The organism is Stutzerimonas chloritidismutans AW-1, from assembly GCF_000495915.1.
GTDB lineage: Bacteria > Pseudomonadota > Gammaproteobacteria > Pseudomonadales > Pseudomonadaceae > Stutzerimonas > Stutzerimonas chloritidismutans.
Window position 1 is genome coordinate 162,433 of the sequence record NZ_AOFQ01000017.1, and the last position, 19,174, is coordinate 181,606.

Here is a 19,174-nt window from a genome sequence, read left to right on the forward strand (position 1 = left end):
CGGGCATCCGTTCCATCCGTGCGCACCCCGTAAAAACGGGCATTGCGTAAAGCTGGCACTGATTCTGCTTTGTCCCCAGCGACGCATGCACCAACGGGTTGCGGTGCATCGGTGATTCGCGACGCTTTGTCGGAGAGGTTGGTGGTGTCGGACTGCGGACCGGCTACAGCCGGAGCGTTACAAGAGCCAGACACTGAGCTTAGACTTGAGCCGGGTTCGTACTTCTGGGGCAAGTCCACCTAAAACGGGAGAAGTTTTCATGAAACTAGTCACTGCCATCATCAAGCCGTTCAAGCTGGACGACGTGCGCGAGTCGCTGTCGGAAATTGGCGTACAGGGCATCACCGTAACCGAAGTCAAAGGCTTCGGTCGCCAGAAGGGCCACACCGAGTTGTATCGCGGTGCCGAATACGTCGTCGACTTCCTGCCGAAGGTAAAGATCGACGTGGCCATCGCTGACGATCAGCTCGATCGCGTGATCGAGGCCATCACCAAGGCAGCCAACACCGGCAAGATCGGCGACGGCAAGATCTTCGTGGTCAACCTGGAACAGGCCATCCGCATCCGTACCGGCGAAACCGATACCGACGCGATTTAAGCAGCACCTCCGAACCCCCACGCCCCAGGAGTAAAACCATGACTCTGCGAAAATTCGCAGGGCTAGGAGCCCTTTTGTCTCTGATAAGTCCAGGCCTGGCCCTGGCGCAGGAGGCAACGCTGGATTCAGGCGACACGGCATGGATGCTGACGGCCACTGCGCTGGTGCTGTTCATGACCATCCCTGGGCTGGCGCTGTTCTACGGCGGCATGGTCCGCTCGAAGAACATTCTCTCGGTGATGATGCAGTGCTTTGCGGTCACCGGCCTGATGAGCATCCTCTGGATGGTCTACGGCTACAGCCTCGCGTTCGACACCACCGGTATGGAAGCTGGGGTCACCAACTTCAATTCCTTCGTCGGTGGCCTGGACCGTGCCTTCCTCAGCGGTCTGACGCCCGACAGCCTGGTCGGCGCCTTCCCTGAAAGCGTGTTCATCACCTTCCAGATGACCTTCGCCATCATCACCCCGGCGCTCATCGTCGGCGCCTTCGCCGAACGCATGAAGTTCTCCGCGATGCTGGTGTTCATGGGCGTCTGGTTCACCTTGGTCTACGCGCCGATCGCGCACATGGTCTGGGGCGGCGACGGCGGCCTGATGTGGGATTGGGGCGTGCTCGATTTCGCTGGCGGCACCGTGGTGCACATCAACGCTGGTATCGCCGGCCTGGTGGCCTGCCTGGTGCTGGGCAAGCGCAAGGGCTATCCGACCACGCCGATGGCGCCGCACAACCTGGGCCTGACCCTGGTCGGTGCCGCAATGCTCTGGGTCGGCTGGTTCGGCTTCAATGCGGGCTCGGCCATCGCCGCCAACGGCACCGCGGGCATGGCCATGCTGGTGACGCAGATCGCAACTGCCGCTGCGGCGCTGGGCTGGATGTTCGCCGAGTGGATCGGCCACGGCAAACCCAGCGCGCTGGGCATCGCCTCCGGCGTGGTTGCCGGTCTGGTCGCCATCACGCCGGCTGCCGGCACAGTGGGCCCGATGGGCGCTCTGGTCATCGGCCTGGTATCCGGAGTGGTCTGCTTCTTCTGCGCCACCAGCCTGAAACGCAAACTCGGCTACGACGATTCGCTGGACGCCTTCGGTGTGCACGGCATCGGCGGCATAGTCGGTGCGTTGCTCACCGGCATCTTCGCGGCACCCATGCTGGGTGGCTTCGGCGAAGTGGAGAACATCGGCCTGCAGCTGTGGATTCAGTTCAAGGGCGTGCTGTTCACCGTGGTGTACACCGGCATCGCCACCTACCTGATCCTCAAGGCGATCGATCTGGTGATGGGCCTGCGGGTGAACGAGGAGCAGGAGACCATCGGCCTCGACCTCAGCCTGCATAACGAGCGTGGCTACAACCTGTAATCCATTCAGGGCACCCCGGAGCCAACCCCGGGGCCAATCCGAAAAGCGGCACCGGCCATCGACGCGGCATGCGATGGCCTGTGGACCGAACAGCGCACAAAGCGCGACAGCAAGAGGTGAAACATGGATAGCACTGCATTGATACCCGTCCAGTACGGACTCGATACCTTCTACTTCGTGATCTGCGGAGCGCTGGTGATGTGGATGGCGGCAGGTTTCGCCATGCTCGAAGCCGGTCTGGTCCGGGCGAAGAACACCGCCGAGATCCTCACCAAGAACATCGTGCTCTACGCGCTGGCGTCGATCATGTATCTGCTGGTCGGCTACTACATCATGTATTCCAGCCCGGACGGCGGCATCCTGCCGAGCCTGGGCTTCCTGATCGGCGACGAGAACGCCGTCGACGTGGTCGCTGCCGGTGGTGAGGACGCGCCTTACTACTCCGCGCGTGCCGACTTCTTCTTCCAGATCGTGTTCGCCGCGACCTGCATGTCGGTGGTTTCCGGTGCGGTGGCCGAGCGCATGAAGCTGTGGGCGTTCATCGCCTTCGCGGTGGTGATGACCGGCTTCATCTATCCGGTTCAGGGCTTCTGGAAGTGGGGCGGCGGTTTCCTCGACGCGGCGGGCTTCCTCGACTTCGCCGGCTCGGGCATCGTACACATGGCCGGTGCGGCGGCTGCTCTGGCGGGTGTGCTGCTGCTTGGTCCGCGTAAGGGCAAGTACGGTGCGAACGGTCAGATCAACGCCATCCCCGGTGCCAACATGCCGCTGGCGACCCTCGGTGCCTTCATCCTGTGGATGGGCTGGTTCGGCTTCAACGGTGGCTCGCAGCTGAAGATGAGCACCATCGAAGACGCCAATGCCGTCGCTCAGGTCTTCGTCAACACCAACATGGGCGCTGCAGGCGGCCTGATCGCCGCGCTGATCACCGCGCGTCTGCTGTTCGGCAAGTCCGACCTGACCATGGTGCTCAACGGCGCGCTGGCCGGTCTGGTGGCGATCACTGCCGAACCGCTGACCCCGAGCGCTCTGCAGGCGACCCTGATCGGCGGCGTGGGTGGTGTGCTGGTGGTGTTCAGCATCCTTGGCCTGGACAAGCTCAAGCTCGATGACCCGGTCGGTGCCATCTCCGTGCACGGTGTTGCCGGCATGTGGGGCCTGCTGGCCGTGCCGCTGACCAACGCCGATGCCACCTTCGGTGCCCAGCTGCTGGGTCTGGTGTCGATCTTCCTCTGGGTGTTCATCGCCAGCCTGATCGTCTGGGGCATCATCAAGGCGGTGATGGGCCTGCGTGTCAGCGAGGAAGAGGAATACGAGGGCGTGGACGTCGTCGAGTGCGGTCTGGAAGCCTATCCGGAGTTCACTCGCCAGTAACGATTCGCTGGTTCATGACAAGGGCGCCTTTTGGCGCCCTTTGTTTTTTTTGGCGCCACGCTAGAATGCGCGCGACCAGCCGTTGAACATGAGTCTTCGAACATGTGGCAACAGACCCTGATCACCTTGCGCGCGCGGCCACGCGGCTTTCATCTGGTCACCGATGAGCTGCTCGACGCACTGCCGGAACTGCGGCAATGCCGGGTCGGTCTGTTACACCTGTGGCTGCGGCATACCTCGGCCTCGCTGACGATCAACGAGAATGCCGATGCAGCGGTTCGGCGAGATTTCGAGCGCTTCTTCAATCGCCTGGTGCCGCAGGGTGAGGGAGGCTATGAGCACGACTACGAAGGGCCGGACGATCTGCCGGCGCATTTCAAGGCCAGCCTGCTCGGCTGCCAGTTGAGCCTGCCGGTCAGCGATGGGGGGCTGGCACTCGGTACCTGGCAGGGCATCTATCTCGGAGAGCACCGCGACCAGGGTGGCGCGCGGCAGATTGTGGCAACGCTGCACGGGACGGCAAGTTGAATTTTTTTTGGCGGTGTCGGTCTTTCCGCATCGCTGGGCTATAACTTACTCCGCTTTGGCAAGGCCATGAGGTTGAACATGAGCGACGAAGAACTAGAACAAGACGATCTGGACGTTAGCGACGAGGAGGAAGGGGAAGAGCTGAACGCTGCCGATGATGGCGACGACAGTCTCGACGACGAAGGGACCGACAGCGAGCGCGCTACGCCGGCCAAGAAGGCCAAGGCGAAGGCCGTGGAGCCGGACGAACTGCCGAGCCTGGAAGCCAAGCAGAAGGAGCGCGATGCACTGGCGCGAGCCATGGAAGAATTTCTCGCGCGTGGCGGCCAAGTGCAGGAAGTCGAGCCCAATGTGGTCGCCGCCCCGCCGAAGAAGCCGGATAGCAAGTACGGCAGTCGCCCTATCTGAGCACCAAAAAGAATTGCGCAAAAGCCCGCCTCCAAGGCGGGCTTTTGCGCATCTGGCGTCTGGCTTTTCGCTCAGTCGCCGCGCCAGTCGAGCAGCAGCTTGGGCAATTCGGCCAGGCTATGGATCTGTGCATCGGGATGGTAATCGTGCGGCCAGGCGACGCGCTTGGGGTTGAACCAGATCGCCCGCATGCCCGCCTGTTGCGCTCCGGCGATGTCATCCAACGCGTGGTCGCCGACGTGCACAGCCTGTTCCGGGCGCGCATCGCCCAGGCGAAGGGCTTGTTGGAACGGATGCGGGTCGGGCTTGCCGACGCCCAGCTCCTCGGCGCACAGGGTGAACTGGAAATAGTCGGCCAGGCCCAGGCGGCGCACGTCGGCATTGCCGTTGGTGATCACGCCGAGGGTGTAGTGATTGGCGAGAAATTCCAGGGTGGGCTGCACGTCCGGGAAAATCTGCACCTGGTGGCGCGCATCGAGAAACACCTGGAAGGCCTGTTCGGCCAACTCGTCCGCTTCGGCGGCGGGATAGCCGGCATCGTGCAGCGCGTGCTGCAGGATGCGCCGGCGCAGCTCGCTGATACGGTGGCGCAGCGCCGAGTCCTGCTCCACCAGCATGCGGCGGATCGCGCCGAGGGCTTCGACGGGAAATTCGCCCAGGCGCGGTGCATGCACGCCGAGCCAGTCGCGCAGGGCGGTCTCGGCGCTCTGGATGGCCGGCGTGGTTTCCCAGAAGGTATCGTCCAAGTCGAAGGTGATCAGGCGAATGCTCATGTGTCGGTGTCCTGCTTGCGCTTGGCGCGCGGATGCGCCTGATCGTAGACCTTGGCCAGGTGCTGAAAGTCCAGATGGGTGTAGATCTGCGTGGTGCCGATGTCGGCATGGCCGAGCAGCTCCTGCACCGAGCGCAGGTCCTGCGACGACTCCAGCAGATGGCTGGCGAAGCTGTGGCGCAACATGTGTGGATGCAGGTGCTGGCCAAGCTCGCGCACTCCGGCCTGGCGCACTCGCACTTGCACGGCCCGCGCGCCGAGACGGCGACCCTGCTGGCCGATGAATACCGCGCCATCGGCCGGGTTGGCGAGCGCACGTACAGGCAACCAGGCTTGCAAGGCCTCGCGCGCCTTTCGCCCTACCGGCAGCTCGCGCACCTTGTTGCCCTTGCCGAGCACTCGCACCATGCCTGCAGGCAGGTCGAGCTGGTCGAGGTTCAGGCTGACCAGTTCCGAAAGCCGCAGGCCGGATGAATAGAACAGCTCGAGCATCGCCTGATCGCGCAGGCCGATGAAATCGTCCTCGACGCCACCGTCGAGCAGCTGCATGGCGCGATCGGTATCCAGCAGCTTCGGAAGACGTCGTTCACCTTTCGGCGCGGACAGGCCGGTAGCCGGATCGTGCTGGCAGAGGCCTTCCTGATTCAGGTAGCGGTAGAGGCCGCGCACCGATGAGAGCAGGCGCGCCACGCTGCGGCTGGACTGGCCCTGGCGATGCAGCTCGCCGACCAGCTGGCGCAGGTGTCGGCCTTGCAGTGCATTCCACTCGGCGATGTTTTCGCGCTCGCAGTAAGTCAGCAGCTTGTTCAGGTCGCGGCGGTAGCCGTCCAGCGAGTGGCCCGACAGCTGCCGGGCGCTGCGCAGGTGTTCGAAGTAGGCGTCGAGTTCGTTCTGCATGAACAGGCTCCAGCCTCAGGCCGCGAGCAGGCGCGTGTGGTGCGTGGCGTTGGTCGGCAATTGCGCTCAGCGTACCGAGCGCAGCGGCGTACCAAAGCGCGGCAGCACGCGGGTCAGCACTTCGGCGATATAACCGAGGAACAGCGTGCCCAGCGAGCTCTTGTAGTGCTGTGGATCCGGGCTGCCGATCGCCAGTACGCCCAGCTGATTTTTCAGGCTGACTACCGCCGCGGAGCCCACGCTGCTGCTGTCTTCGGCGCCGAACAGAAAGCTCAGCTCGTGCGGGCGGAGCACGCCGCAGATGGTCTTGCCGCCGTCGAGCAGACCGCCGATGCTCTGCTGTGCCTCGCCGGTGCTGACGCAGCGGCCCACCGGCAGTGTCGCGTCGCTGAACAGGATCAGGCTGACGTAGGGCACCTGGAACTCGTGGCGCAGGCTGTCTTCCACCGCGCTGACCACTTCTTCCAGGCTGCTGGCGTCGAGCAGGTCGAGCACCAGGCGGCGGGTCTTGTCGAACAGACGGTCGTTGTCGCGCGCCACGTCCATCAGTTGCGACAGACGATGGCGCATCTCGATGTTGCGCTCACGCAGCAGCTTGACCTGACGCTCCACCAGCGACACCGCGGTGCCCGGCTGATGGGGGATGCGCAGCTCAGGGATCAGCTCGTCGTGATCGACGAAGAATTCCGGATGGGCGCGCAGGTAGGCGGCGACGGCTTCGGCGTCGGGTAGCGGGGTGCTGCCCTGGGTCTGGTCGGTCATAGGCGAACCTGTCCTTCAAATACACGAACGGCGGGGCCGGTCATCATAACCGGCTGCCCGGGACCTGCCCATTCGATGGACAGGCGGCCACCCGGCAGCTCGACCTGTACCGGCGAATCCATCCAGCCCTGGCGTATTGCCGCGACCGCAGCCGCGCAGGCGCCGGTACCGCAGGCCTGGGTTTCCCCGGCGCCGCGTTCCCAAACGCGCAGCCGCGCATGGCGGCGATCGACGACCTGCAGGAAGCCGACATTGACCCGCTGCGGAAAGCGCGGGTGATGTTCGATCTTCGGTCCGAGTTCATGCACAGGTGCCTGCTCGACGCTGTCGACGCGCAGCACCGCATGGGGGTTGCCCATGGACACGGCGGCCAACTCGACGCGCTGGCCATCGACTTCGAGCGGATAGCTCAGGGCTTCCTGGTCGGCCTGGAACGGAATCTCGGACGGCACCAGTCGCGGCGGACCCATGTCGACGCGGATCTGCCCATCGGGACGGATATCCAGCTCGATGATGCCGCCCTTGGTTTCGACCTTGATCTTGCGTTTCACGGTCAGGCGCTTGTCGACCACGAAGCGGGCGAAGCAGCGCGCGCCGTTGCCGCACTGCTCCACTTCCGAACCGTCGGAATTGAAGATGCGGTAGCGGAAATCCACGTCCGGATTCTGCGGCGGTTCGACGATCAGCAGCTGATCGAAACCGACTCCGGTGTGGCGATCGCCCCACTGCTTGGCGTGCTTGGGCTGAATGTGCGCGTGCTGGCTGACCAGGTCGATGACCATGAAGTCGTTGCCCAGACCGTGCATCTTGGTAAAGCGCAGAAGCATGATCTTGGCCTCAAGTGGGCAGCAGGCTTTCGCCGGCGTATAGCTCCTGAACGCTCTCGCGACGGCGCACTTCGAAGGCCTGGTCACCGTCCACCAGCACCTCGGCGGCGCGGCCGCGGGTGTTGTAGTTGGAGCTCATGACGAAGCCGTAGGCACCGGCCGAACACACCGCCAGCAGGTCGCCTTCGACCAGGGCCAGCTCGCGATCCTTGGCGAGGAAGTCGCCGGTTTCGCAGATCGGTCCGACGATGTCGTAGCGACGCGTATCGCCTTCGTGCGGCTGCACCGCGATGACGTTCATCCACGCCTGGTACAGCGCCGGACGGATCAGGTCGTTCATCGCCGCATCGACGATGGCGAAATCCTTGTGCGCGGTGTGCTTGAGGTATTCCACGCGGGTCAGCAGCACGCCGGCGTTGGCGACGATGGAGCGGCCTGGCTCGAAAACCAGCGCCAGCCCGCGGCCTTCGATGCGCTGGCGCACTGCCTGGATGTAGTCGCCTGCCAGTGGTGGCTGCTCGTCACGGTAACGCACACCGAGGCCGCCACCGAGGTCCAGATGGCGGATCTGGATGCCGCGTGCAGCGAGTCGATCGGTCAAGGCGAGCAGGCGGTCGAGCGCGTCGAGGAAGGGCGGCAGGCTGGTCAGCTGCGAACCGATATGGCAATCGACGCCGACCACTTCCAGGTTCGGCAACTCGGCTGCGCGGGCATAGACCGCCTCGGCGTTGTCGATATCGATGCCGAACTTGTTCTCTTTGAGACCTGTGGAAATGTACGGGTGGGTGCCGGCATCGACGTCCGGATTGACCCGTAGCGACACCGGCGCCTTTTTGCCGAGCTCGGCGGCGACCTGCTGCAGGCGCTCCAGCTCATCGGTGGATTCCACGTTGAAGCAGTGCACGCCGACTTCCAGCGCCCGGCGCATGTCGTCACGGGTCTTGCCGACGCCAGAGAAGACGATACGGTCCGGCTGTCCGCCGGCGGCCAGTACGCGCTCCAGCTCACCGCGCGAGACGATGTCGAAGCCGGCACCGAGACGTGCCAGCACGTTTAGCACGCCCAGGTTCGAATTGGCTTTGACGGCGAAGCAGACCAGATGCGGCATGCCATCCAGCGCATCGGCATAGGCCCGGTACTGGGCTTCGATGTGCGCGCGGGAATAGACGTAGGTCGGGGTGCCGAAGCGTTGCGCAAGTGCGGGCAGTGCCACGCCTTCCGCGAAGAGTTGACCGTCGCGGTACGAGAAGGCCTCCATGAACAGCCTCCTTTAGAGTTCGAAACGGTCTTTGGAACGTTCTTTGACGGTTTTCTCGTCATCCGGCAGGTACAGCGGACCTTTCTGGCCACAACCGCTGAGCGCGGCGGCGAAGACGGCGAGTGCGATGAAGGGAAGCAGAAGGCGCTTCATGGGGACTGGAATCCTTGAAAAATCTAATCGCCGGAGTATACCCAGCACCCGGCGGATTGCCTATGCGAGCAGCACGTCACACGGCGGCCGTGCTGGCGGGCGGCTCGCTTGATCCGGCTGCGCCCTGCTAAGCTCGCCGCCATCGCGTGCGGCCCGCGTCGCGTGCAGAACAATTCGAGGAAGTGTTGCATGAGCCTGAGCGAAGCCCGTTATCACGATCTGGTCGATGCTGTGCAGGAGAGCGTCGAGGACGTATTCGATGACACCAGTCTGGACGTCGACCTGGAGAACTCCGGTGGTGTGCTGACAGTGCGCTTCGATAACGGCAGTCAGCTGATCCTCAGCCGCCAGCCCGCGTTGCGCCAGCTGTGGGTCGCGGCGCGCTCCGGCGGCTTTCATTTCGACTACGACGAAGGCAGCCAGCTGTGGCTGTGCGATGCAAGCGGCGAGCGCCTCGGAGAGCTGCTCTCGCGGGTGACGCTGGAGCAGGGCGGCGAAGCGCTGGAATTCGAGGATATCTGACGCAATCTGCGTGCAGCCCCCGCGAGCCGGGCTCTGCCGGTGGGGCCCTTGCTTATTCGGGCTGCTGTGATAGTGTCTCCGCAGGTCAACAAAACCCCGCCTTCGGGCGGGGTTTTGCTTTTTTCGTGTTTTATTTTTTCGCAGGAGCTTGCCAGAACCCATGACCAGTGCACCGCCGATCATCCTTACCCAACTCGATCTGCAGCGCCTTGAGCGGCTGCTCGACAGTCTGGACGACTACGGTCCGGCCGCCGAAGCGCTCGAGCAGGAACTGTCGCGGGCGCAGATCGTGGAACGCAGCGAGATGCCTGCGGGCGTCGTGACCATGAATTCGCGCGTGCACTGCCGCGACGAAGGCACGGGCAAGGACTACCACCTGACGCTGGTCTATCCCCACGATGCCGGCAAGGAAGGCACCGTGTCCGTCCTCGCACCGGTCGGTACGGCGCTGCTGGGCATGAGTGTCGGCCAGCACATCGACTGGCCGACTCCATCCGGCAAGATGATCAAGCTCACTCTGCTCGCGATCGAATACCAGCCCGAAGCGGCAGGCGATCCGTTCTGACGGGCGACGCTTGCGAGATGATCAGCCTGGCCGCCGCTGCGATCGGGCTGGTAGCAGCTTTCCGCAGCTCTGCCTTTGTTGGCGCGAAAAGCGTTGGATAGCCACTGCGCAATGCAGCTGGTTCGTCAGGCCGGAACCTCGTCGAGACGCTGACTGAAGCCCCGTCAGCGCCCTCTTATGACTCCATTGCCGCGTTCAGCGCTGCCTCCAGGCGCGCCTTGTAGCGCAGGTACTGGACCGTCTGGCTGCGTCCGCTGCCGTGCAGGCCGGTGAGGTCGAGGTCGGTGATGTAGCAGGGGTAGCGTTCGCCGTCGCGGCGTCGGGAAATGATCGTGCGTGTCACGGCGGCGAACAGCTCGGCCCCATATTCCAGGCCGGAAAACTCCTGATGGTTACAGTACAGGGTGACCTGCGAGCGACCGTTTTCGCCCGCTTCGACAATCGCCTGCACGTCGTAGAACGGATCGTTGACCTCGCCCTGGGGCGCCGGTCTTCGTTCCAGTTGTGCCGGTCGCGCGTCTTGTCCGGGTTGAATGCGGTAGAAGAGGATCGCCGGGTCGACCAGCTCCTGGCTTTGGCCGGGCTGCTGCGCGTTACGCCGATACAGCATCGACTCGAGAAAGCGCATCAGCGGGCGCAGCAGGGTGCGCTCGTCGCGATAGGGCAGCTGCTGGCGCCAGAGGGCATTGCATTCATCGAGCACGCTGAGTTCGGCGATTTCCCCGGCCGTGCGGTAGAACACCTGCAGGCATCCCGGGCGGCCTTGCGCAAGAATCAGCGCCAGATCGTCACCGTCCAGCGCCGCACGATCGAGACGGAGCGGGCTGTAGGCGTGGTGAGCCTCGCCAAGGTGTTCGAGCAGTGCGGCGCGATCGCTCAGGTGGGTGAGACGCAGCGCGTCAGCGTCGCGCTGCAGCATGTGGAAATGCTGGCGAACCTGAAGCAGGTAGCGTCCATGAGCGACGCTGGCAAGGCTCTGGCGGGCATCCTCGAATATCTGCTCGACCCGCCGCGCGATGGCCTGTCCGCGATTGCGGGCGAAGCAGAAGACCTGCAGTTGCGGTGCCTGCACGACCCGCTCGAGGCTATCCAGATAATCGCGCAGGCACAGCGGCAGCGCCTTCGGCCCTTCGTAGCGGGTCACCAGCATCTCGTTCCAGCTGTTGAGCGTGACCTGGTCCACGCTCAGCACCAGGCTTTCTGGCGCCGCGTTCAGCATCGACTGCTCGCCGATGGCAGATGCTGTTGGGGCTTGCTGGGTGGGGTCCAGGCCGATGTTGATCAGCAGCAGCACCCGGCTTGGTTTGCTCGCGGCCAGTAGCGCTTCTTCGTCCACCGGGCATAGCGGCATCGGCAGCGCACGGCGCAGGTCGCTGAACAGGGCGAACAGTTCCGCTTCGCTAAGGCCGCTGTCGCCAGGGAACAGGGACAGGTGGGTGCTGACATCCACCACGCCGTTGCGGTGACACCAGGCCAGCAGCGCGACCAGCTCGCGAGAGCGCTTCAATGGGGCGAAATTGCTCAGTTCCGGCGCGGTGAGCTGGCCCTGATAGAGCGACCAGCGCACATCGCCCGCAGCGTCGTAATCGTGCACCAGGGTCAGGCTGTGTTCAGCCATATCCGGCGAGATACCAAGATTGACCACCTCGACCTTGCCGGCCTTGCGTTCGATCGCGGCGTACAGGCGACGACCCAGTACGCCGAGGTCGCGACTGGTGAGCGGACTGGTGGCCTGAAGGCGTCGGGTGAAGTCGCTGAGAAAGCGGTAGCCGTAGGTCAGTTCGTTGACCAGCACGCGGCGTTCCTGGCTGACCTGCCGCACTTTCCAGTGGCCACGGTTGTCGAGCAGTGCGAACTGCCGCTCGTCCCAATGCCAGTCGTGGGTCAGCCGCTCGAGCAGGCTGCGCTGCCAGCTCTTGTTGCGGTTGACCGGCGGCCGGCTCAGCGGGCGATTGATCTTCAGGTACAGGCAGCGGCGCGCCAGCTCCAGGCGCTCGTGGTCGCCGCGCGCGCCGAGGTAACGCTCGATGGCAAGGTAGGCGGCGATATACGGGTCGAGCTCGTTCAGATCGAACCGCCCTTGATAGATGGCCTGTTTGAAGTCCAGCGCCAGGCAGCGCAGCTGCGGATACTGGCTGGCATACACCTCCACCAGCAGCAGCTTGAACAGCGATTTGTAGGGCGAGGCTATGGCCTTGTAGAGCTGCCAGAGTCCGGCGCCGACGAACTCGCCGGGCGGCACCTGGCCCAGGTGGCCGAGGTCGAGTACTTCGTCGGCGCGCACGAAGCGCTTGGCCAGCAGCGTCGCCACATATTCGTCGTAGCGGTGCTCCTCGTAGTCCGGCACCAGCCACCAGAGCGGGGTGCGCCCGCCGAGCCAGAGCGCCGTGCGGTAGAACTCGTCGAGCAGCAGGTAGTGCTGGGTGGTGCCACAGTCATCGGAGGTCAGCCTGGCTTCGCGCTGGCCCTGGGTGAAGCGTTGCGGATCGACCAGAAAGAAGTGCGCTTCGCTGCCTTGGCTCGCCGCCCAGGCTTGCAGCAGTTCGCACTTGCGGCGCAGTTCCTCGATCTGGCCGGCGTCCAGGGCGGGATCGTGGCAGACCCACACGTCCAGATCGCTGTGCTCGTCCTGCGCCACGGTGCCGAGGCTGCCCATGAGGAACAGGCCGAGTATCGGCTGCGGCAGTTTTCCGCGCGCCGGCTTGTAGGCGAACGAGCGGCTCAGGCGCTGTGCTTCGGCGAGCTGTTCGGCGTCCGGCACGAAGTGCGCGAGTCCGGCAGGGGTAGTCGCCGAGACATAGCCGGGGAGAATCGGATGGTTGACGTGAAACAGCAGCGGCAGCAGCTTGAGTACCTGCTGCTGGCGCGTCGACATGGCCTGCAGGGCCCGCTCCAGGCGTGCGGAGTTGACCGCGAGAAAGCGCGCCCGCAGCGTGGTCAGCACCTTGCGGTCGATACCTTCTTCGAGAATCGGGTGGATGTGCTGGGTGCGGGTCATTGTGGTTCGTGCAGGCGAGGCTAACCCCTGTTCATCGGCCAATCGGCGTGCGGCTTGAGGTGCGGTGCAAGTTTGCCTGCAGTGAGCGACCAACGGCCAGGGCCGGCGTCATCCGTGCCCTGGACTGGTGAAGCGGAACGGCATGGCGATGTCAGGCCGTGACGGTTTCCGAGAGGATGGTATGCAGCGTTTGCGCCTGTTCGGCCGCGTCGCGGCCAAGGCTGGTGAGGTAACCGCCGTCGGCCTGGGTGATCAGGCCCTTGGCGTGGAGGCGGCCAAAAGCGGCGATGGTGGCGGGGCTGGCTTCGTGATGCACCTTCAGCCCTTCCTGCAGATTTTCCAGATTGAACTGTCGGAGTACGTCCAGTTCGGCAACCAGCTCAGGGGTGTACGACATGCTCGCTCCTCGGATGGTGGGCTCATGCCCTGTTTGCTGAGTGTAGATGCTGTCGGTGGCCCTGCCTTGATCCAGATCCTATTCGGATGCTTCCGGCAGTTCCGGCAGCTTGCGCAGCATGGCCTCGTAGGCGGCACCGTCGAAAGGGCGGTCCTCGCTGAGCATCGCGCGGATCTCATGGGCGAGGACCAGCGCCATCATCTGCAGGCATTCGTCGCGCTCGTAGCCGACCAGCGTCAGCTTGTTCAGCGTGGCCTGGGTGGCCGCGGGCTCACCGGCTTCAAGCTGGTTCTCGATCGCCTGGATCAGGGTCTCTTCGGCGAACGCTTCATCTTCATCGTTGCTGGGGTTGTCTTGCGCCATGGCGGGGGTCTCGTCGAGCGGTGCCGGATTTTCTGCGTCCAGCTGGCAGATCGTGCAGCTGCCGTCATCCGGCCGGTTGGTTTCGACGTAGCGTACCCGGCGTTGGGCGGCCTGGCGATCAGCATCAACGCGATAGCGGGGGCGGTCTGAATCGGACATGGGTTCCTCCATACGGATGCGTCCAGCTAAGCAGCTGCTGCCGCGTGGAGCAATGCGGCGGTGTGCGGTGCGTCAGTCCATCAGGCTCAGGGCCAGGCAGAGCAGGCCAAATGCGCTCCAGACCAGCGAAAAGATGATTGGCGTGCGCAGCGAAAACAGCAGGGTGCGCTTGTAGCGAGGCCCACCTACCGGGCTGCTGCCTTCGCCGAACAGCGCCGATTCGTTGTTCGGAAGCATGCCGACGCGGCCTTCGAGCTGCAGCAGTTCGGACTGTTTCTGATGCCAGCGCTCGATGACGTCGAAATTGGACTTGATGCCGGGCATCGCGTGCAGCGATGTGATGAGGCCGAGCACCGAGAGAATCGCCGGCACCACCAGGCGGAACAGCTCGCCCCACTCAGGGTTACTGTTGGCCATCGACGAGGCGAAGGCAATCATCAGGAACGACTGCGACGACAGGTAGGCGCTGGTGCGTTCGGCCAGCAGGGAAGATTCGAAATGGATTTCGGAGCGGTAGAAGATCAGGCGTTCCTTGGGCGAGTCGAAGAGCTCGGCGCCCTGGGTGTCCTGATTCAGCAGCAGGGTGCGCAGATCGGTCATGCAGGCCTCGGCGAATGCGGCGGCGGAGATGGGAGGAATCGCCGGCGGTTGCATGTAGGTCAAGCGTAATGCGTGAGAGTTCCGGTTGATGACTCAGTTGTCAGCGTTGCCGCGAGGGCTGTCCGCGTGCGCGTCGCGACAACGCCAGAGCAGCAAGGTCAGCGCCAGAAAGGCCAGCGACCAGCAACCGGCGGCGAGCAGCAGCCAGGCTGGGTGAGGCTGACTCAGCAGGGCGGGCAGCACGCGAGCCAGCGCCGCCAGGGTGATCAGCAACGCCACGCCCTGTATCCAGGGCTGCGCCCCGGGATCGCGGAAACGGTAGATCAGCCGCGTGCGGGCCATGACCGCGAAAGTCAGGCTGCCCAACGCGCCGACGGTCAAGGCGTGCAGCGTTGCGTTCAATGGCAGCGCCGGTAGCAGCGTACCCAGGCCAAGCAATAGCAGGCCAATGGCGAGCCAGGCATAGCCGAGCAGCAGCGTCAGCAACTCCGGCCGCGCGCAGCGCCAGGGTTGCCAGCGCAGCAGGCGGATGGTCGTGAGTACGGCAGCGGCGACCAGTACGGCGCCGGTGAGTTGCCGGGTCAGCGGCCAGGGCAGGAGATTCAACAGCAGGGCGAGGCCGAGCAGGATCAGCACGGCGCCTTCGATCTGCGGCTGCACCCGCGCATCCAGTCGCCATCCCCGGCTCTGCGCGTAACCGGCGATGGCTGGCGCGATGATCCGTCCGCCCATGAAGAACATCAGGGTGGCGAGCAATAGCAGCGCCTCCTCCAGCATGAGGCGGTCGTAGCTAGCTCCAAAGCCGCCGCTGGCGATGGCGCTGAGCAGACTCAGCCCGGCGACCACGGGTGCGACGCTCTGGTTACGCCATTTCTTCGCGGCGCCGAGAAAGCGCGGCAACACTTTCCAGGCAAGACCGGTGGCAAAGGCGGCGGCGCAGATCAGTGCCAGCCACGAGCCCGGCCACAGCAGGAAGCTCAGTCGTGCCAGCGCCCAGCAGCCGAGCAGCGTCAGGGTAAAGCGCAGTCGCTGCGGGCCGAGCAGGTAGCCGGCGATCACCGCCAGGGCGAAGCCGAAGAGCATTTCGTGGGCGTGACCGGCGGATGTGGCGAGCCCGGGCAACGCGGGAAGCAGGCCAAGTAGTGCCAGTACCGAATACGGCAGGATCAGCGCCGCGTAGAGCGCGGCAGCCGGGAAGAACCAGGCATTGGCAAAGGGCAGGCGCGCTTTGCGCGGCGGCATCGCGGCTGGTGGCGCAGGCGTGCTGGAACGATTGCTCAACCTGCCGCGAACTCTGACAGTGCGTTGCCGGCAAGGCGGTAGCCGATCCACTCGCTCTGCGGCCGGGCGCCGATGGATTCGTAGAAGTCGATGGCTGGCTGATTCCAGTCCAGCACCGACCACTCGAAGCGCCCGCAGCCGCGTGCCACCGCCAATTTGGCCAGATGACGCAGCAACGCCTTGCCGGCACCGACGCCACGCTGCTGCGGGGTGACGTAAAGGTCTTCCAGATACAGGCCGTGCTTGCCCAGCCAGGTCGAGTAGTTGAAGAAATACACCGCATAACCGATCGGCACGCCGTCCAGCTCGCAGATCAGGCCATGGGCGGTGCTGCCGTCAGCGAACAGGCTGTTCTCGATGCCGGCGACGTCTGTCTTGACCTCGTGCTCGGCCTTTTCGTAGATGGCCAGGTCGGTGATAAAGCGCAGGATCAGCGCGGCGTCTTCGCGAACCGCGGGGCGAATGTGCAGAAACATTACAGGCTGGCCCTCAATAAGGTTTAACGGGACGACAGGTTTGCCAGAAAGGCGTTGATGGCCTGCCGTGAGTCCAGTCGTAGGTATTGGCAGGATGGCGGTGCGTTACGCATTTCCTCGGCGTAGCGCTGCCGGTAAACCGGGTGGCGGGTCCACGACCAGGCCAGGATGGATTGGCGTGGGTTCAATTTGAATAAATTGCTCCAGCGCTCGCGGTTGCCATTCCACAACTCCTCACGGCAGGCCAGGCGTCGCAGGGTGCGCCAGATGACCTGGCGCATTACCTTGTGGCGTGGCAGATCCAGCCAGATCACCATGTCCGAGCGCTCTCGCACCAACGGGCGTACCGCCGAATAATTGCCTTCTGCTCCCCAGCCGTCGCCCTGCAGCGCATCACGGGTCGCCTGCTGAAACTGCTCGGTGGGCAACGGCTGCCAGCCCGGTTGATGGAACAGGGCATCCAGCTCGATATGGCGATAACCGAGCTGCTGCGCCAGACGGCGCGACAGCATGGCCTTGCCGGCACCTGAACAGCCGACCACCGAAATACGGCGGCCAGACGTGATCATCTAGTCGCCAGCAGATTCTTGCCACGAGCCACCGCGGCGCGTACCTGGTTCGGCGCGGTGCCGCCGATATGGTCGCGGGCGTTCACCGAGCCTTCCAGGGTCAGCACGGCGAACACGTCGTCAGTGATCTGGTCGCTGAACTGGCGCAGCTCGTCGAGGCTCATCTCGGCCAGGTCCTTGCCGGTCTGCACGCCGTACTTCACCGCGTGGCCGACGATCTCGTGGCAGTCGCGGAAGGGCAGTCCCTTGCGCACCAGGTAATCGGCGAGATCCGTCGCGGTGGAGAAGCCGCGCAGCGCCGCTTCGCGCATGATTTCGCGCTTGGGTTTGATCGCCGGAACCATGTCGGCAAAGGCGCGCAGGCTGTCGCGCAAGGTGTCGGCGGCGTCGAACAGCGGCTCCTTGTCTTCCTGATTGTCCTTGTTGTAAGCCAGCGGCTGGCCCTTCATCAGCACCAGCAGGCCAGCCAGCGCGCCGAATACGCGGCCGGTCTTGCCGCGCACCAGCTCGGGTACGTCGGGATTCTTCTTCTGCGGCATGATCGATGAGCCGGTGCAGAAGCGATCTGGCAGGTCGATGAACTGGAACTGCGCGCTGGTCCAGAGCACCAGCTCTTCGGAGAAGCGCGACAGGTGCATCATCGCCACCGAGGCGGCGGCGCAGAATTCGATGGCGAAGTCGCGATCCGAGACGCCATCCAGCGAGTTGCCGGAGATCGCTTCGAAGCCCAGCAGTTCGCAGGTGATCTCCCGCTGGATCGGATAGGTGGTGCCGGCCAGTGCGGCCGAACCCAGCGGCATGCGGTTGGTGCGCTTGCGGCAGTCGACCAGGCGCTCGTAGTCGCGGCTAAGCATCTCGAACCAGGCCAGCAGATGGTGGCCGAAGGTCACCGGCTGCGCGGTCTGCAGGTGGGTGAAGCCGGGCATGATGGTGTCCGCTTCGGCATCCGCCAGACCCAGAAGGCCTTCTTGAAGACGGGTGATTTCGCCGAGGATCAGGTCGATTTCGTCACGCAGCCACAGGCGGATGTCGGTGGCGACCTGGTCGTTGCGCGAGCGGCCGGTGTGCAGCTTCTTGCCGGTCACTCCGATGCGGTCGGTCAGGCGTGCTTCGATGTTCATGTGCACGTCTTCCAGGTCGACGCGCCAGTCGAAGGTGCCGGCCTCGATCTCGCCCTGAATGTCTTTCAGATTGGCGATGATCTGATCACGTTCATCGGCGTTCAGCACGCCGGCTTTCTCCAGCATCGTCGCATGGGCGATCGAACCCATGATGTCGTGGCGGTAGAGGCGCTTGTCGAACTCGACGGAGGCGGTGAATCGGGCGACGAAGGCGTCGACGGGCTCGCTGAAACGGCCGCCCCAGGACTGGTTGGTCTTGTCGGTGCTCATGTATGCGCTCGCTGAAATCCGAAGGCTGAGGAAAGGCGGCGATGATAACAGGGATGGTGCCGCTGGCGGGGACGTCGCCGCTACGGCGGCGAAGGGTGAGCTGGCTGGCAATTCCGGATTATTCCACTTGGCTGACCGGCGCCCGGCTTGCCGTTGACCGGGTGTGCAAGGAAACTGCCGGGCAGGTAAACCACAGGCTGAAGCGCGTGAAATCCACTGCCGTATCCGATGACTTCTTCGTCCCCGAGCTGTGCCAGCCCGATGCCTTGCTTGGCCTGGTCCTGCTCGCCGAGTTGCTGGTGTTCGTGCTGGTGCTGGCCGAGCCGATGCAGCCTGGCTTTGACTGGATGCGGCTGGCGCTGACGTCGTTGTTCGTGCAGTGGATCGTGCTGCTCTCGGCCGGCACCATGTGTCTGCTGCGACCCGTGCTGGCGCGTCTGCGCACTGCCTTCGCCGGGCTGGCCTGCTGCGCGCTGGTGGTCGGGCTGACCCTGGCCTGCACCGCGGTGGCCGATATCTACCAGCTCGGCGGCCCGCTTTCGCGCGACGGAGAGGTCAATCTCTACCTGCGTCACGCGCTGATCAGCCTGATCATGTCCGGGCTGTTGCTACGCTATTTCTATCTGCAGAGCCAGTGGCGCCGCCAGGAGCAGGCCGAACTGCGGGCACGGATCGAGTCGCTGCAGGCGCGCATCCGTCCGCATTTCCTGTTCAACAGCCTCAACAGCATCGCCGCACTGGTGGCCAGCGATCCGGTCAAGGCAGAGCAGGCGGTGCTGGATCTGTCGGACCTGTTCCGTGCCAGCCTGGCCCGACCCGGCACGTTGGTGGCCTGGAGCGAGGAGCTGGAGTTGTCGCGGCGCTACCTGTCGATCGAACAATATCGCCTGGGCGACCGTCTACAGATGGACTGGCAGGGGG

The 19,174-nt window shown here is 64.3% G+C and carries 22 protein-coding genes; 8 read left to right on the plus strand and 14 right to left on the minus strand.

From position 1 onward, the window contains the following. The first annotated feature begins 259 nt into the window (after positions 1 to 259). The 5 genes from glnK to sutA all read left to right on the plus strand — a co-directional run bounded on the left by glnK (position 260) and on the right by sutA (position 4,263). On the plus strand, positions 260 to 598 hold the full coding sequence (gene glnK, locus F753_RS0124730) for a P-II family nitrogen regulator (protein ID WP_003096476.1): 339 nt from the start codon (positions 260 to 262) through the stop codon (positions 596 to 598). Positions 599 to 636: 38 nt separating this feature from the next. Beyond that, positions 637 to 1,953, plus strand: a complete 1,317-nt coding sequence (locus F753_RS31520) for an ammonium transporter (RefSeq protein WP_031297358.1) — start codon at positions 637 to 639, stop codon at positions 1,951 to 1,953. A 123-nt stretch (positions 1,954 to 2,076) separates the two neighbouring features. Continuing rightward, complete coding sequence (locus tag F753_RS31525; RefSeq protein WP_014821768.1) at positions 2,077 to 3,327, plus strand: ammonium transporter; 1,251 nt, start codon at positions 2,077 to 2,079, stop codon at positions 3,325 to 3,327. A gap of 102 nt (positions 3,328 to 3,429) precedes the next feature. Continuing rightward, positions 3,430 to 3,855 (plus strand): secondary thiamine-phosphate synthase enzyme YjbQ, encoded by a 426-nt coding sequence (locus F753_RS31530; protein ID WP_014821767.1) that lies wholly within the window; start codon positions 3,430 to 3,432, stop codon positions 3,853 to 3,855. A 78-nt stretch (positions 3,856 to 3,933) separates the two neighbouring features. Further along, entirely contained in the window at positions 3,934 to 4,263 is a 330-nt protein-coding gene (sutA, locus tag F753_RS31535; RefSeq protein WP_023444608.1) for a transcriptional regulator SutA, read from the plus strand. A gap of 71 nt (positions 4,264 to 4,334) precedes the next feature. On the opposite strand, the gene F753_RS31540 is transcribed toward sutA, so the two are convergent. From F753_RS31540 to lptM, 6 genes are all read right to left on the minus strand, one after another. Continuing rightward, a complete protein-coding gene (locus F753_RS31540) occupies positions 4,335 to 5,036 on the minus strand; it encodes an HAD family hydrolase (protein ID WP_023444609.1) in 702 nt (233 codons plus the stop codon). Continuing rightward, positions 5,033 to 5,932 (minus strand): tyrosine recombinase XerC, encoded by a 900-nt coding sequence (gene xerC / locus F753_RS31545; RefSeq protein WP_014821765.1) that lies wholly within the window; start codon positions 5,930 to 5,932, stop codon positions 5,033 to 5,035. Before xerC ends, F753_RS31540 begins: the two co-directional genes overlap by 4 nt. 66 nt (positions 5,933 to 5,998) lie before the next feature. After that, a complete protein-coding gene (locus tag F753_RS31550) occupies positions 5,999 to 6,694 on the minus strand; it encodes a DUF484 family protein (protein WP_023444610.1) in 696 nt (231 codons plus the stop codon). Next, positions 6,691 to 7,521, minus strand: a complete 831-nt coding sequence (gene dapF / locus F753_RS31555) for a diaminopimelate epimerase (RefSeq protein ID WP_023444611.1) — start codon at positions 7,519 to 7,521, stop codon at positions 6,691 to 6,693. Before dapF ends, F753_RS31550 begins: the two co-directional genes overlap by 4 nt. 10 nt (positions 7,522 to 7,531) lie before the next feature. Further along, on the minus strand, positions 7,532 to 8,779 hold the full coding sequence (lysA, locus tag F753_RS31560) for a diaminopimelate decarboxylase (RefSeq protein WP_015278424.1): 1,248 nt from the start codon (positions 8,777 to 8,779) through the stop codon (positions 7,532 to 7,534). A gap of 12 nt (positions 8,780 to 8,791) precedes the next feature. Then, positions 8,792 to 8,932, minus strand: coding sequence for an LPS translocon maturation chaperone LptM (lptM, locus tag F753_RS31565; RefSeq protein ID WP_014821761.1), 141 nt, complete (start codon positions 8,930 to 8,932; stop codon positions 8,792 to 8,794). A 189-nt stretch (positions 8,933 to 9,121) separates the two neighbouring features. Here lptM and cyaY point away from each other — a divergent pair, with 189 nt between their 5' ends. Then, the gene (gene cyaY, locus F753_RS31570; RefSeq protein WP_003301128.1) at positions 9,122 to 9,454 is read left to right on the plus strand and encodes an iron donor protein CyaY; all 333 of its coding nucleotides are present in this window, start codon (positions 9,122 to 9,124) and stop codon (positions 9,452 to 9,454) included. A 160-nt stretch (positions 9,455 to 9,614) separates the two neighbouring features. Continuing rightward, positions 9,615 to 10,019, plus strand: coding sequence for a nucleoside diphosphate kinase regulator (gene rnk / locus F753_RS31575; protein WP_014821760.1), 405 nt, complete (start codon positions 9,615 to 9,617; stop codon positions 10,017 to 10,019). Between the two features lie 175 nt (positions 10,020 to 10,194). Here rnk and F753_RS31580 read toward each other — a convergent pair whose 3' ends face one another. The 8 genes from F753_RS31580 to argH form a co-directional block, all read right to left on the minus strand. After that, a complete protein-coding gene (locus F753_RS31580) occupies positions 10,195 to 13,017 on the minus strand; it encodes a class I adenylate cyclase (protein ID WP_023444612.1) in 2,823 nt (940 codons plus the stop codon). 151 nt (positions 13,018 to 13,168) lie between these two features. Further along, the gene (locus F753_RS31585) at positions 13,169 to 13,414 is read right to left on the minus strand and encodes a TIGR02647 family protein (protein ID WP_014821758.1); all 246 of its coding nucleotides are present in this window, start codon (positions 13,412 to 13,414) and stop codon (positions 13,169 to 13,171) included. A gap of 78 nt (positions 13,415 to 13,492) precedes the next feature. After that, entirely contained in the window at positions 13,493 to 13,936 is a 444-nt protein-coding gene (locus F753_RS48955) for a hypothetical protein (protein ID WP_023444613.1), read from the minus strand. 72 nt (positions 13,937 to 14,008) lie between these two features. After that, positions 14,009 to 14,536, minus strand: coding sequence for a hypothetical protein (locus tag F753_RS31600; protein WP_031297359.1), 528 nt, complete (start codon positions 14,534 to 14,536; stop codon positions 14,009 to 14,011). A gap of 93 nt (positions 14,537 to 14,629) precedes the next feature. Further along, positions 14,630 to 15,778 (minus strand): NnrS family protein, encoded by a 1,149-nt coding sequence (locus tag F753_RS31605; RefSeq protein WP_023444615.1) that lies wholly within the window; start codon positions 15,776 to 15,778, stop codon positions 14,630 to 14,632. 35 nt (positions 15,779 to 15,813) lie between these two features. Beyond that, entirely contained in the window at positions 15,814 to 16,293 is a 480-nt protein-coding gene (locus F753_RS31610) for a GNAT family N-acetyltransferase (RefSeq protein WP_023444616.1), read from the minus strand. 23 nt (positions 16,294 to 16,316) lie between these two features. Further along, on the minus strand, positions 16,317 to 16,862 hold the full coding sequence (locus F753_RS31615) for a P-loop NTPase family protein (protein WP_023444617.1): 546 nt from the start codon (positions 16,860 to 16,862) through the stop codon (positions 16,317 to 16,319). Continuing rightward, on the minus strand, positions 16,859 to 18,253 hold the full coding sequence (gene argH, locus F753_RS31620; protein WP_023444618.1) for an argininosuccinate lyase: 1,395 nt from the start codon (positions 18,251 to 18,253) through the stop codon (positions 16,859 to 16,861). Before argH ends, F753_RS31615 begins: the two co-directional genes overlap by 4 nt. 206 nt (positions 18,254 to 18,459) lie before the next feature. On the opposite strand from argH, the gene F753_RS31625 reads away from it, so the two are divergent. Then, a partial coding sequence (locus F753_RS31625) for a sensor histidine kinase (protein WP_031297360.1) occupies positions 18,460 to 19,174 on the plus strand: 715 nt, incomplete at its 3' end.